The sequence below is a fragment of the Streptomyces sp. NPDC001443 genome, from assembly GCF_053597355.1.
Genome location: NZ_JBSFIA010000001.1, coordinates 429,702 through 442,381, shown reverse-complemented (window position 1 = coordinate 442,381; position 12,680 = coordinate 429,702). Strand labels below are relative to the sequence as shown.

The 12,680-nt window shown below is 73.1% G+C and carries 10 protein-coding genes and 1 pseudogene; 2 read left to right on the top strand and 9 right to left on the bottom strand.

Annotation, left to right across the window (positions count from 1 at the left end):
- Window positions 1–53: 53 nt before the first annotated feature.
- The 6 genes and pseudogenes from ACWC24_RS01855 to hrcA all read right to left on the bottom strand — a co-directional run bounded on the left by ACWC24_RS01855 (window position 54) and on the right by hrcA (window position 5,047).
- A complete protein-coding gene (locus ACWC24_RS01855) occupies window positions 54–608 on the bottom strand; it encodes a hypothetical protein (RefSeq protein ID WP_450660839.1) in 555 nt (184 codons plus the stop codon).
- A gap of 157 nt (window positions 609–765) precedes the next feature.
- Window positions 766–873 (bottom strand): annotated as a pseudogene (locus ACWC24_RS01850) (VOC family protein); the annotation flags it as partial.
- Between the two features lie 16 nt (window positions 874–889).
- Window positions 890–1,630: a 16S rRNA (uracil(1498)-N(3))-methyltransferase gene (locus tag ACWC24_RS01845; RefSeq protein ID WP_450660838.1), complete on the bottom strand. Its 741-nt coding sequence runs from the start codon at window positions 1,628–1,630 to the stop codon at window positions 890–892.
- Window positions 1,627–2,703: a nitronate monooxygenase gene (locus tag ACWC24_RS01840; RefSeq protein ID WP_450660837.1), complete on the bottom strand. Its 1,077-nt coding sequence runs from the start codon at window positions 2,701–2,703 to the stop codon at window positions 1,627–1,629. Before ACWC24_RS01840 ends, ACWC24_RS01845 begins: the two co-directional genes overlap by 4 nt.
- Window positions 2,704–2,890: 187 nt before the next feature.
- On the bottom strand, window positions 2,891–4,030 hold the full coding sequence (dnaJ, locus tag ACWC24_RS01835) for a molecular chaperone DnaJ (protein WP_450660836.1): 1,140 nt from the start codon (window positions 4,028–4,030) through the stop codon (window positions 2,891–2,893).
- Complete coding sequence (gene hrcA, locus ACWC24_RS01830) at window positions 4,031–5,047, bottom strand: heat-inducible transcriptional repressor HrcA (RefSeq protein ID WP_450661042.1); 1,017 nt, start codon at window positions 5,045–5,047, stop codon at window positions 4,031–4,033.
- Between the two features lie 165 nt (window positions 5,048–5,212).
- Here hrcA and ACWC24_RS01825 point away from each other — a divergent pair, with 165 nt between their 5' ends.
- Window positions 5,213–5,965 carry an MBL fold metallo-hydrolase gene (locus tag ACWC24_RS01825; RefSeq protein ID WP_450660835.1) on the top strand — a complete coding sequence of 251 codons (753 nt, stop codon included), beginning with the start codon at window positions 5,213–5,215 and terminating at the stop codon, window positions 5,963–5,965.
- 34 nt (window positions 5,966–5,999) lie between these two features.
- Window positions 6,000–6,806 carry a DUF3097 domain-containing protein gene (locus ACWC24_RS01820; RefSeq protein WP_450660834.1) on the top strand — a complete coding sequence of 269 codons (807 nt, stop codon included), beginning with the start codon at window positions 6,000–6,002 and terminating at the stop codon, window positions 6,804–6,806.
- Window positions 6,807–7,020: 214 nt separating this feature from the next.
- On the opposite strand, the gene hemW is transcribed toward ACWC24_RS01820, so the two are convergent.
- The 3 genes from hemW to ACWC24_RS01805 all read right to left on the bottom strand — a co-directional run bounded on the left by hemW (window position 7,021) and on the right by ACWC24_RS01805 (window position 12,558).
- On the bottom strand, window positions 7,021–8,253 hold the full coding sequence (gene hemW / locus ACWC24_RS01815; RefSeq protein WP_450660833.1) for a radical SAM family heme chaperone HemW: 1,233 nt from the start codon (window positions 8,251–8,253) through the stop codon (window positions 7,021–7,023).
- A 65-nt stretch (window positions 8,254–8,318) separates the two neighbouring features.
- A complete protein-coding gene (locus tag ACWC24_RS01810) occupies window positions 8,319–10,472 on the bottom strand; it encodes a SpoIIE family protein phosphatase (protein WP_450660832.1) in 2,154 nt (717 codons plus the stop codon).
- A gap of 211 nt (window positions 10,473–10,683) precedes the next feature.
- Entirely contained in the window at window positions 10,684–12,558 is a 1,875-nt protein-coding gene (locus ACWC24_RS01805; protein WP_450660831.1) for an AMP-dependent synthetase/ligase, read from the bottom strand.
- Between the last annotated feature and the right edge of the window lie 122 nt (window positions 12,559–12,680).

Here is a 12,680-nt window from a genome sequence, read left to right as displayed (position 1 = left end):
TGGGTCACGCGGTCACCCTATGCAGCGAGGGGCGCGCGGGAACAGAGGGACGTTCACTTGCCCTCGACGGGCCGGCACGCCGGATCGTCGACACACCAGATGGTCCTGGTGACGGTCACGGTGGCGGTCGGCCCGCCGCGCTGTCCGCCGGAGCCCGGGCCGGAACCGCCGCCGACGGGTGAGGGGGTGGCGTTGCAGTCGCCGAGGCCGCTCACGTGGAACCGCACCTTGCCACCGACCTTGGCGGTGAGGTCGCCGCGCACACAGGCGCCGTCCACGGCCCGGGTGACCTTCCCGGTGACGGTGATGTCCCGGCCGTCGTCCGTCCTGCCCTGGCAGTCGACGGTGGCGACGGCGCTCACGCTCGCCGTGGCCGCCTTGCCGCCCTTGTCGCCGAACGCGGCCGTGCAGGTGAGCCAGCGCACGTCGACCTTCTGCCGCTGGAGTTCCTTCGTCGCGGTCTGGTCGGTGGTGTACGCCACCGAGGCGGAACTCAGCCCGCCCGGATCGCACGCCACGGCGCCCGCGCCGACGACCACCGCGCACCACGCCACGGCCATCGCCCGCGTCCGGCGCGGGCGGTCCCAAATCCACCTCAATGCCCCCATGGACGGCAGCGTGCCACTCCTGGGCGTGGGACGGTAGACCTCATACGGTCACGATGGGGCCTGCGGGGGCCGCGAAGGGGGCGTACCGGGGTCACCGCGCAGGGCGCGCGGGGAGCGCGCGGGAACCGGGTCGGTCGCGCGACAACAGCCGCTCCTACGGCCCCCGCGTCGCCCCCGACCGCGGTCCAGGGCCGAGGACGTCGGCGTGGAACCGGCAGCAGGCGGCGAAGTCGGTGACGAGCGGCCGTACCTGGGCGAGTTCCACGGTGTCCTCCTCGCGGTCAGGACCAGCGTCCGGTGCGGCCGAGCAGCAGGGCCGCGGCCGCGGTGCCCGCGGTCGAGGTGCGCAGCACGCTGGGGCCGAGCCGGTAGGGGCGCGCCCCGGCCTGCTCGAACAGGGCCAACTCCTCGGGGGAGACCCCGCCTTCCGGGCCGACGACGAGCACGATCTCGCCCTCGGTGGGCAGTTCGGCGGCGGCCAGCGGCGCGTCGCCGCTCTCGTGGAGCACGGCGGCGAAGTCGGCGGCCGCCAGCAGCGCGCCGAGCTGCCGGGTCGTCGCCGCGTCCGCGACCTCGGGGAAGCGCACCCGCCGGGACTGCTTGCCGGCCTCGCGGGCGGTGGCCCGCCACTTGGCGAGCGCCTTCAGTCCGCGCTCGCCCTTCCACTGGGTGATGCAGCGGGAGGCCGCCCACGGCACGATCGCGTCGACGCCGACCTCGGTCATGGTCTCGACGGCGACCTCGCCCCGGTCGCCCTTGGGCAGTGCCTGCACGACGGTGATGCGGGGGGTGGGCGCCGGCTCCTCGTGCACCTCGCGCAGGTCGACGACCAGCCGGTCCTTCCCCTCGGCGGCGGCCACCTCGCCCTCGGCCCAGCGTCCGGCGCCGTCGGTGAGGACGACCGTCTCGCCCGCCCGAAGCCGCTTCACGGACACCGCGTGGCGTCCCTCGGGTCCGTCGAGGACGTACTGTCCGGCGCCGTCGGCGCGGACGTCCTCGACGACGAAGACCGGAGCGGTCATCGGACCTCACCACCCTGCGAGAAGGCGGCCCGGGCCGCGTCCAGTTCGGCGCACAGCACCTCGACCAGCCGCCCGGCGGGCAGCTCGCGGGCCATCCGGTGGCCCTGGCCCGCCCACAGCCCCATGCCCTGCGCGTCGGCGGCCTGGGCGGCGGCCTTGCGCAGCGGCGCGGTGAGGTGGTGGACCTCGGGATACGCGGCGGGCGCGTACGGCCCGTGCTCGCGCAGGAAGCGGTTGACGAGTCCGCGGGCCGGCCGCCCGGAGAACGCGCGGGTCAGCTCGGTGCGGACGAACAGCGGATCGGTGAGGGCCCGCTTGTACACGGAGTGCGCGCCGGACTCGGCGGTGGCCAGGAAGGCCGTGCCGAGCTGGGCCGCCGAGGCGCCGGCCGCCAGCACGGCGGCGATCTGGCTGCCGCGCATGATGCCGCCGGCGGCCACCAACGGCAGGTTCACGCTCTCGCGGACCTGCGCGAGCAGGGCGAGCAGACCGATGCCGCAGCCGTCGTTCTCCTGGAGGTCGCGGTGGGTGCCCTGGTGGCCGCCCGCCTCCACGCCCTGCACGATCACCGCGTCGGCGCCCGCCCGTTCCACGGCGAGGGCCTCCTCGACGGTGGTCGCGGTGACCATCGTGCGGGTGCCGGCCCGGCGCAGGGCTTCCAGCGTGTCCCGGTCCGGCACCCCGAAGTGGAACGACACCACGGGCACCGGGTTCGCCAGCAGTACCGCGAGCTTGGCGTCGTAGCCGTCGTCGCGCCCGCTGTCCGGGTCGCCGAGCTCCGCGTGGTACCAGGCGGCCTCGCCGGCCAGCTGGTGCGCGTACACCTCGACGGCGCCGGTCTCCGCATACTCCGGCTGCGGCATGAACACGTTCACGCCGAAGGGGCGGGCCGTCAGGCTCCGCAGCTGTTTGATCTCCTGGTACATGCCGTCGGCCGTCTTGTACCCGGCGGCCAGGAAGCCGAGACCGCCCGCCTCGCAGACGGCGGCGGCGAGCTTCGGCACGGAGACACCGCCCGCCATGGGGGCCTGCACGATCGGATGCACGCAGAGATCGGTCAGTGCGGAGGACATGTCGGCATGTTGTCACGTCCCCCGAACAAGTCCGAATCGGGCCGTCCGCGGGCTGCGCGCGGGCCGCGACCGGGCCGCGCACGGGAGTGGACGTGCGGTACGGGCCGTGGCCGGGAGCGGACGTGCGGCACGGACGAAGGGCCCGCAGGCGGCTGCCCCGGGCCCTTCATGTCCTCGTCCGCTCGGCTCAGCGGCCGTTGAACGCGTCCTTCAGCCGCGAGAACAGCCCCTGCTGTCCCGGCTGGAACTGCCCCTGCGGACGCTCCTCGCCGCGCAGCTTGGCCAGTTCGCGCAGCAGGCGCTCCTGCTCGGGGTCGAGCTTGTTCGGGGTCTGGACCTCGACATGGACGATGAGGTCGCCCCGGCCGCCGCCGCGCAGGTGGGTGACGCCACGGCCGTGCAGCGGGATCGACTGGCCGGACTGGGTGCCGGGCCGGATGTCGACCTCCTCCATGCCGTCCAGCGTCTCCAGCGGCACCTTCGTGCCGAGGGCCGCCGCCGTCATCGGGATCGTGACCGTGCAGTGCAGGTCGTCGCCGCGCCGCTGGAAGGTGGAGTGCGGCAGCTCGTGGATCTCGACGTAGAGGTCACCGGCCGGACCGCCACCGGGACCGACCTCGCCCTCGCCGGCCAGCTGGATCCGCGTGCCGTTGTCGACACCGGCCGGGATCTTCACCGTCAGCGTCCGGCGGGAGCGCACCCGGCCGTCGCCCGCGCACTCGTGGCACGGGTTGAGCACGACGGTTCCGAAGCCCTGGCACTGGGGGCAGGGCCGGGACGTCATGACCTGGCCGAGGAAGGACCGCGTGACCTGCGAGACCTCACCGCGACCGCGGCACATGTCGCAGGTCTGCGGGGTCGTGCCCGGCGCCGCGCCCTCACCGTTGCAGGTGGCGCAGACGATCGCCGTGTCGACCTGGATGTCCTTCGTGGTGCCGAAGGCCGCCTCGTCCAGCTCGATCTCCAGCCGGATCATGGCGTCCTGGCCCCGGCGGGTGCGCGAGCGCGGTCCGCGCTGCGACGCCGTGCCGAAGAACGCGTCCATGATGTCGGAGAAGTTGCCGAAGCCGCCCGCCCCGAAGCCGCCCGCCGCGCCGGCGCCGCCGGACTGGGAGAGCGGGTCGCCGCCGAGGTCGTAGACCTGCTTCTTCTGCGGGTCCGACAACACCTCGTAAGCGGCGTTGATCTCCTTGAACCGCTCCTGGGTCTTCGGATCGGGGTTCACATCCGGATGCAGCTCGCGCGCGAGCCGCCGGAAGGCCTTCTTGATCTCTTCCTGCGACGCGTCGCGGCGCACGCCGAGAACGGCGTAGTAGTCCGTGGCCACTCAGGACTCCGCCAGGATCTGTCCGACGTACCGTGCCACTGCGCGTACCGCTCCCATCGTTCCCGGGTAATCCATGCGAGTCGGTCCGACCACGCCGAGCTTGGCGACCGCCTCGTTGCCCGAACCGTAGCCGACCGAGACCACCGAAGTGGAGTTGAGTCCCTCATAGGCGTTCTCATGACCGATCCGCACCGTCATGCCCGAATCACCGGCCTCACCAAGCAACTTGAGAAGCACGACGTGCTCCTCCAGCGCCTCGAGGACCGGGCGGATCGTGAGAGGGAAGTCATGTCCGAAGCGGGTCAGATTGGCGGTGCCGCCGATCATCAGCCGCTCCTCGTTCTCCTCGACGAGCGTCTCCAGCAGGGTGGAGAGCACCGTCGAGACCGTACCGCGGTCGTCCGCCTCGAACGCGTCCGGCAGATCCTCCACGAGCCGCGGCACGTCCGCGAACCGGCGGCCCGCGACCCGGCTGTTCAGCCGCGCCCGCAGATCCGCCAGGGAGGTCTCGCCGAACGGCGCCGCGCAGTCGACCACGCGCTGCTCGACCCGGCCGGTGTCGGTGATCAGCACCAGCATCACCCGCGCGGGCGCCAGCGACAGCAGTTCCACGTGCCGCACGGTCGACCGGGTCAGCGACGGGTACTGCACGACGGCGACCTGCCGGGTCAGCTGCGCGAGCAGCCGTACGGTACGGGCCACCACGTCGTCGAGGTCCACGGCCCCGTCGAGGAAGTTCTGGATCGCGCGCCGCTCGGGCGCCGTCATCGGTTTGACGCCCGCGAGCTTGTCGACGAACAGCCGGTAGCCCTTGTCGGTGGGGATCCGCCCCGCACTGGTGTGCGGTTGGGCGATGAACCCCTCGTCCTCCAGGGCCGCCATGTCGTTGCGCACCGTCGCCGGGGACACGCCGAGGTTGTGCCGCTCGGTGAGGGCCTTGGAGCCCACCGGCTCCTCGGTGCCGACGTAGTCCTGGACGATCGCGCGCAGCACCTGAAGCCTGCGTTCGCTCAGCATCTCGCGCACACCTCCAGAATGTCGTCCCCTGATGCCTGCCGCCTGGCACTCTGCGCGCGCGAGTGCCAACGGTCCCCGGGTCAGTGTACGGCCGTGGGGTACACCCCGGGCAAGGCTGGGCCTGCGACGTCGCACCGGGGCGGCTTCCACCATTAGCGTCGCGGCATGACGGTGACTTGGGAAGAGCTGGGGTGGGAACGGCTGGCCGAGGGGGTCGGGCGGTGCCGGCTGCCGGTGTGGGACTGCACGGTGGGGCTGGTCCTGGGGGAGGGGGGCGCACTGTTGGTCGACGCCGGGTCGAGCCTCGCCGAGGGCGCCCGGTTGCGCGAGCAGGCGGAGGCCCTCGCGGGCGGCCGTGTGGGTTTTCTCGCACTCACCCACCCGCACTTCGACCACGCCTTCGGGGCGGCGGTGTTCGCGGACGCGATCGTACTGGGGGCGGCGGGCCCGGCGGGACCCGACGCGGGGGCCGTCCCGTGGAGCGCCTCCTTCATGGCGGAGCGCGAGGCGATGCGCGCGGACGCGGTGCGCAACGGCCTCGACCCCCGGGCCGCGCAGGAGGCCGCCGACGCGCTGACGCACCCGCACCACCCCGTATGGGGCACCCGGCAGCTGCCGCTGGGCGGCAGCCTGCGGGTCCTGCTGGCCGAGGTGGGCCCGGGACACACCGCCCGGGACCTCGCGGTGGTGGTGCCGGGCGATCCGACAGTGGTGTTCTGCGGCGATCTGGTCGAGGAGTCCGGCGAGCCGCAGGCGGGAGACGACGCCGTGCCGTCGCGCTGGCCCGCGGCCCTGGACCGGCTGCTGGAGCTGGGCGGCGAGGACGCGCGGTACGTGCCCGGTCACGGGGCGGTGGTGGACGCGGCCTTCGTCCGTGCGCAGCGGGACGCGCTCGCAAAGCGCTTCGGCGTGTCGTGAGCCCTGTCCGACGGCTTCTCCTATCGTCGTCCGAATGCGCCAGTACTCACCCGACCTGACCCCGCCGTGGAAGAAGCCGACGCCGGCGCCGGAGGTGCCCGCCGAGCCCGGTCTGGTGGTCGAGGAGCCCGGGACGGGCTTCTGCGGGGCGGTGATCGGCTGCGAGGCGGGCACGGTGACGCTGGAGGACCGCTTCGGCAGGCACCGGGTGTTCCCGCTGGAGCCTCGGGGGTTCCTGCTGGAGGGCCGGGTGGTGACGCTCGTGCGGCCGTCCTCGGGCGGTCCGCGACGCCCCGCCCGTACGGCGTCCGGCTCCGTCGCCGTACCGGGCGCACGCGCGCGGGTGGCGCGCGCCGGACGCATCTACGTGGAGGGCCGGCACGACGCCGAGCTGGTCGAGAAGGTGTGGGGCGACGACCTGCGGATCGAGGGCGTGGTCGTGGAGTACCTGGAGGGCGTCGACGACCTGCCGGCGATCGTCGCCGAGTTCTCCCCCGGCCCGGACGCCCGCCTCGGCGTCCTGGTGGACCATCTGGTGCCGGGCTCCAAGGAGTCCCGGATCGCCGCGTCGGTGACGAGCGAGCACGCGCTGGTGGTGGGCCACCCGTACATCGACATCTGGGAGGCGGTGAAGCCGTCCTCGCTGGGGCTCGAAAGCTGGCCGAGGGTGCCGCACGGCCAGGACTGGAAGACGGGCGTGTGCCGGGCTCTGGGCTGGCCCTCGGACAACACGGGCGCGGTGTGGCAGGCGATCCTGAAGCGGGTCGGGTCCTACAAGGACCTGCAGCCGGAGCTGCTGGGATGTGTCGAGCGTCTCATCGACCATGTGACCGTGCCCTGACGCGTGCCGCGCCGTTGACCCGCCGGACCGGTCGACCGCTCTCCGCCCGCACCTGCGGACCGCCTCCGCGCGGAGGCGGTCCGTCGATCGGTTCGTCCACAGGGCCGACCGTCCGTCCACAGGGCCGACCGTCCGTCCACAGGGCCGACGGTTCGTCCACACGGTCGAGCAGGTCGCGCTCCCCGCTGTCGCACGGGGTGCCCCTTCAGGCCGCTCAGTCCACCAAGTCCCGCACCACCGCGTCCGCCAGCAGCCGTCCCCGCAGCGTCAGCACGGCCCGTCCGTCGTCGTACGCCTCCCGCACCAGCAGCCCGTCCGACAGCGCCCGGCGCGACGCCTCGAGTCCCTCCTCCTTCAGCAGCCCGAGCGGCACCCCCTCCAGCAGCCGCAGCTCCAGCAGGATCCGCTCCACCCGCCGGTCCTCGTCCGCCAGGACCTCGCGTCCGGCCCCCGGCGACCGCCCGGACGCCAGCGCCGCCGCGTACGCCCCCGGGTGCTTGACGTTCCACCAGCGCACGCCGCCGACGTGGCTGTGCGCGCCGGGGCCCGCGCCCCACCAGTCGGCGCCCCGCCAGTACAGCTCGTTGTGCAGGCAGCGGGCCGCCTCCGAGGTCGCCCAGTTCGACACCTCGTACCAGCCGAAGCCCGCCGCAGACAGCGTCTCCTCGGCGATCAGATAGCGGTCCGCGTGGACGTCGTCGTCCGTCATCGGGACCTCGCCGCGCCGGATCCGACGGGCGAGCTGCGTGCCCTCCTCGACGATCAGGGCGTACGCCGACACATGGTCGGGACCGGCCCCGATCACCGCGTCCAGCGACGCCCGCCAGTCGTCGTCCGACTCGCCCGGGGTGCCGTAGATCAGGTCGAGGTTGACGTGCTCGAAGCCGGCCGCGCGCGCCTCCGCGACGCACGCCTCGGGCCGTCCCGGGGTGTGCGTACGGTCCAGGACCTTCAGCACGTGCTGCCGCGCGCTCTGCATGCCGAACGAGATCCGGTTGAAGCCGCCCGCACGGAGCGTGGCGAGGTAGTCCGGGTCGACGGACTCGGGGTTCGCCTCCGTGGTCACCTCCGCGTCCGGCGCGAGGCCGAACTCGTCGCGGATCGCCCCCAGCATCCGGACGAGGTCTCCGGCCGCGAGCAGCGTGGGCGTGCCGCCGCCGACGAACACCGTACGGACCTCGCGCGGGTCGTCGCCGAGGACCTTGCGGGCCAGGCGGACCTCGTCGATCAGGGTGTCGGCGTAGTTGTCGCGGGAGGCGAGGACGCCGCCGGTGCCGCGCAGTTCGGTCGCCGTGTAGGTGTTGAAGTCGCAGTAGCCGCAGCGGGTCGCGCAGTAGGGGACGTGCAGGTAGAACCCGAGGGGGCGGTCGGCGGCCCCGGCGAGCGCGGGCGCGGGCAGCGCGCCGTCGTCGGGGACGGGCTCGCCGTCGGGGAGTGCGGAAGGCATGTGCTCCATTGTCCCGCACGTTCACCGGGCCCCCGGGCCCGTCGCCCCGGGGCCTGTCCCCGGGGCTATTCCGCCTGGAGCACCAGCAGCGCCAGGTCGTCCTCGGGCGGGTGCCCGCCGAACTCGTGCACCAGCCCTATGATGCGCTCCGCGATCAGCTCGGCGTCCAGCCCCGCGCAGCCGGCCAGCGCGACCGCGAGGCCGTCGCCGTCGTCGAACTGCCGGGAGCCGGAGCGCCGCTCGGTCACCCCGTCGGTGACGCACAGCAGGCTGTCGCCGGGGCGCAGCTCGAACGTCTCGCTGGTGTACGTCTCGTCCTCGACGACGCCGAGGAGGGTCTGTGGCCGGGCGACCGTGCGGACGTCGCCGTCGGGTCCGAGGAGCAGCGGCAGCGGGTGTCCGGCGGAGGCGAGGGTGCAGCTCAGGCCGCCGTCGAAGGGGGCGAGCTCGCCGTAGAGGAGCGAGAGGAACCGGGTCTGCGGGCCGTCACCGGGGGCGGTGGGGCCGACGAGGGCGCGGGCGGAGGCGTCCGCGGCCTCGGTGGCGTCGTCGAGGAGGAGCTGGTTGAGGCGGTCCAGGACGTCGGCGACGCCATAGCCTTCGCGGGCCAGCAGCCGCAGCCAGGGCCGGGCCAGGCCGATCACCACGGCCGCCTCGGGACCCTTGCCCTGGACGTCGCCGACGGCGAAGCACCAGCGGCCGTCGCCGGCCGGGAAGAGGTCGTAGAAGTCGCCGCTCGGTCCGCCCTTGTCCCGGGGCTCGTAGACGAGGGCGCTGCGCACCCCGGGGATCTCGGCGACGGCGCCGGGCAGCAGTCCCCGCTGGAGCACGGCGCTGATGGTGGCCTGGCGGGTGTACTGGCGGGCGGCGCCGATGGCCAGCGCCACCCGGCGGCTGAGGTCCTCGACCAGCCCGGTGACCTCGTCGGGGAAGCGGGCGAGTCCGGCCCGGCCGATGACCAGGGTGCCCAGCGGGCGGCCGCCCGCGACGAGACGGTAGGCGAGCGCCGTCCCGTACGACCCGCCGTTCCCGTACGACCCGCCGTTCCCGTACGACTCACGGGTCCCGTGCGACTCGCCGGTCCCGTACGACTCACGGGTCCCGTGCGACTCGCCGGTCCCGTACGACTCGCTGGTCCCGTACGAATCTCCGGATCCGCGGGAAACCGCAGGTCCGTACGGGTCGCCGGATCCGTGCGGATCAGCGGATACGTACGGGTCGCCGGGGCCGTGCGGATCACCGGATACGTACGAGGCGTCGGGTCCGTGGGAGCCGTCCCCGGACCAGGCCACGGCGGGCCAGGGGAACGGGACCGGCCCGGCGGCGATCCCCTCCGACGGCCGGGGCGGGTCCTTCTCCAGGGCTCTGCGCAGTTCCTCGATGACGTTCTCGCTGCCGTGCCAGACCCGGGCCAGCCGTGGTCCGGTGCCCGCCGCCAGGGCGCCGGACCAGCCGCCGCGGCCGGTGGCCTCGTCCTCCAGCCACACCGCGCACCAGTCGGCCAGCCGCGGCACGAGCAACTGGCCGGTGAGTGCGGCGACCAGGTCCTCGTCGAGCTGGCCCGCGAGCAGGTCGGAGGCCTCGGCGAGGAAGGTCAGGGCGCCGCGGCCCAGCCAGTCCCCGTCCCGCTCGGCCCGTTGCGGCTCGGGGGCGAGGATCTCGGCCACGCCGAGGGCGTACGCCGGGGCGCACGCGTCGTCGTACGCCCCGATGTCGTCGAGGGGCTCGAACGGCAGCCGCGCCCACACCGTCTTGGCGCCCCTGCGGTAGGTGACACCCCAGGCCTCCGCGAGCGTGGCGACCAGGCGCAGTCCGCGCCCGTACTCCAGGGTCTCGTACGCCGGTTCGGCGCCGCCGTCGCGCGGGGCCCGTGAGGGGTGCTGGTCGGAGACCTCCACGACGACCGCGCCCGGCGCCACCTCCTCCAGGCCGCACACGAGCTCGACGTCCGTACCGGCGTGGACGACGGCGTTGGTGACGAGCTCGCTGACGACCAGCAGCACGTCGTCGGCCAGGCAGCCGGTGCGCAGGGCGGGCGGCCCCTGCTCGGCCCAGTCGACGAGCGCGGCGCGTACGAGTGCGCGGGCGGAGCCGGGCGCGAGGGGGTTTCCGGCCAGGGTCGCGCGCACCTGTGCGCGCTCCGGCGCGCAGGCGTCGGAGGCACCGGAAGCATCGGAGGCAAGGGGAGGGTTCTCCCGTTGCGCCGGAATGGCCCCCATGGGCGGCTCCCGAACGGTTTCGGACGAATGGGCCTCGGTCGTTGCCGACAGCGTGACAGACCGAGCGCGCCCATAAGCGCCGAGTTACCGAAGTGGGGTGCCATGAGTGAGAACCGTGCTACGCGTGTGCTCGAAGCCGGGCAGAAACCTGACCGACTCCGAGCATCCGGACAACACTTGTCGCCCACCGCGCAGGACGAGGCCCTCCTGTCTACGCCTCGCGCGAGCCCGCGTACATCTCGTCGATCAGGTGCTTGTACTCGCGCTCCACCACCGGCCGCTTCAGCTTCAGGCTCGGCGTGATCTCGCCGTGCTCCACGTCGAGGTCGCGCGGCAGCAGCCGGAACTTCTTGATGGTCTGCCAGCGCTGGAGACCCTCGTTGAGCCGCTTGACGTACCCCTCGACCATGGCGACCGTGGCCGGCGCGGCGACGACGTCGGCGTACGGCTTGTCCGCCAGCCCGTTCTCCTTCGCCCACTCCAGGATCGACGGCTCGTCGAGCGCGATGAGGGCCGTGCAGAAGTTACGGTCGGCGCCGTGCACGAGGATGTTGGAGACGTACGGGCACACCGCCTTGAACTGGCCCTCGACCTCGGCCGGCGCGATGTACTTGCCGCCGGACGTTTTGATCAGGTCCTTCTTGCGGTCGGTGATCTTCAGATAGCCGTCGGCCGACAGCTCGCCGATGTCGCCGGTGTGGAACCAGCCGTCCGCCTCCAGCACCTCGGCGGTCTTCTCGGGCAGCCCGTGGTAGCCCTGCATGATGCCGGGGCCGCGCAGCAGGATCTCGCCGTCGTCCGCGATGCGCACCTCCGTGCCGGGCAGCGGCTTGCCGACCGTGCCGGTGCGGTAGGCCTCGCCCGGGTTGACGAAGGAGGCGGCGGAGGACTCGGTGAGGCCGTAGCCCTCCAGGATGTGGATGCCGGCACCGGCGAAGAAGTAGCCGATCTCGGGAGCGAGGGCGGCGCTGCCCGAGATGCAGGCGCGCAGGTTGCCGCCGAAGGCCTCGCGGATCTTGGCGAAGACGAGCGTGTCGGCGACCTTGTGCCTGGCCGCCAGCCCGAACGGCGCCGCGTGGCTGCCGGTGCGCCGGAAGTTGTCCTGGGTGACCTTGGCGTACTCGCGGGAGACCTCGGCGGCCCACTGGAAGATCTTGTACTTGGCGCCGCCGCCCGCGCGGGCCTTGGCCGCGACCCCGTTGTAGACCTTCTCGAAGATGCGCGGCACGGCCGCCATATAGGTCGGCTTGACGACCGGAAGGTTCTCGATGATCTTGTCGACGCGGCCGTCGACGGCGGTGACGTGCCCGACCTCGATCTGACCGGAGGTGAGCACCTTGCCGAAGACGTGCGCCAGCGGCAGCCACAGGTACTGCACGTCCTCGACACCGATCAGCCCGGTCCCTGCGATCGCCTTCGCCATGTACGACCAGTTGTCGTGCGGCAGGCGCACGCCCTTCGGGCGGCCGGTGGTGCCCGAGGTGTAGATGAGGGTGGCGAGCTGGTCCTTGGTGATCGCCGCGACCCGCTCCTTGATCAGGCCGGGGTGCTTCTCCAGGTAGGCGGCGCCGCGCCGCTCCAGCTCGGCGAGGGTCAGGATCCGGTCGTCGCTCTCGACGCCCGCCGGGTCGATCACCACGACGTGGGTGAGCTCGGACAGTTCGGCGCGCTTCTCCTGCGCCTTGGCGAGCTGGGCCGCGTCCTCGGCGATCAGTACCCGGCTCTCCGAGTCGGCGAGGATGAACGCCGACTCCTCGGCGTTGGTCTGCGGGTAGACCGTGGTCGTGGCGGCGCCGGCGCACAGGATGCCCAGGTCGGCGAGGATCCACTCGACCCGGGTCGAGGAGGCCAGGGCCACCCGCTGCTCGGGCTGCACGCCCAGCTCGATCAGGCCCGCGGCGATCGCGTAGACCCGCTCGGCGGCCTGCGCCCAGCTGAGCGACTTCCAGCCGTCCGGCCCCTCGCCCGCTTCCGCCACCACGGGGTAGCGGTAGGCCTCGGCGTCCGGAGTGGCCGCCACGCGGTCAAGGAAGAGGCCCGCGACGGACGGCGGACGGTTCTCGATCAGTGTCTGTGTGTCGCTCACGACATCCTCCGGGGCCCGCGACGGTGCGGCTGGCTCGGCTGGCTCAGTACGGGCCTGCTCAGTACGGCTGGGTCTGCTCACGAGCTGCTGTCCGAGCGTTGTTTAACTCGCGAGTAACTATC

Bases quoted from the DNA above. Each gene is read 5' to 3' on its own strand.
- ACWC24_RS01855 (WP_450660839.1), bottom strand. From the start codon at position 608: ATGGGGGCATTGAGGTGGATTTGGGACCGCCCGCGCCGGACGCGGGCG.
- ACWC24_RS01845 (WP_450660838.1), bottom strand. From the start codon at position 1,630: ATGACCGCTCCGGTCTTCGTCGTCGAGGACGTCCGCGCCGACGGCGCC.
- ACWC24_RS01840 (WP_450660837.1), bottom strand. From the start codon at position 2,703: ATGTCCTCCGCACTGACCGATCTCTGCGTGCATCCGATCGTGCAGGCC.
- hrcA (WP_450661042.1), bottom strand. From the start codon at position 5,047: ATGCTGAGCGAACGCAGGCTTCAGGTGCTGCGCGCGATCGTCCAGGAC.
- ACWC24_RS01825 (WP_450660835.1), top strand. From the start codon at position 5,213: ATGACGGTGACTTGGGAAGAGCTGGGGTGGGAACGGCTGGCCGAGGGG.
- ACWC24_RS01820 (WP_450660834.1), top strand. From the start codon at position 6,000: ATGCGCCAGTACTCACCCGACCTGACCCCGCCGTGGAAGAAGCCGACG.
- hemW (WP_450660833.1), bottom strand. From the start codon at position 8,253: ATGCCTTCCGCACTCCCCGACGGCGAGCCCGTCCCCGACGACGGCGCG.
- ACWC24_RS01810 (WP_450660832.1), bottom strand. From the start codon at position 10,472: ATGGGGGCCATTCCGGCGCAACGGGAGAACCCTCCCCTTGCCTCCGAT.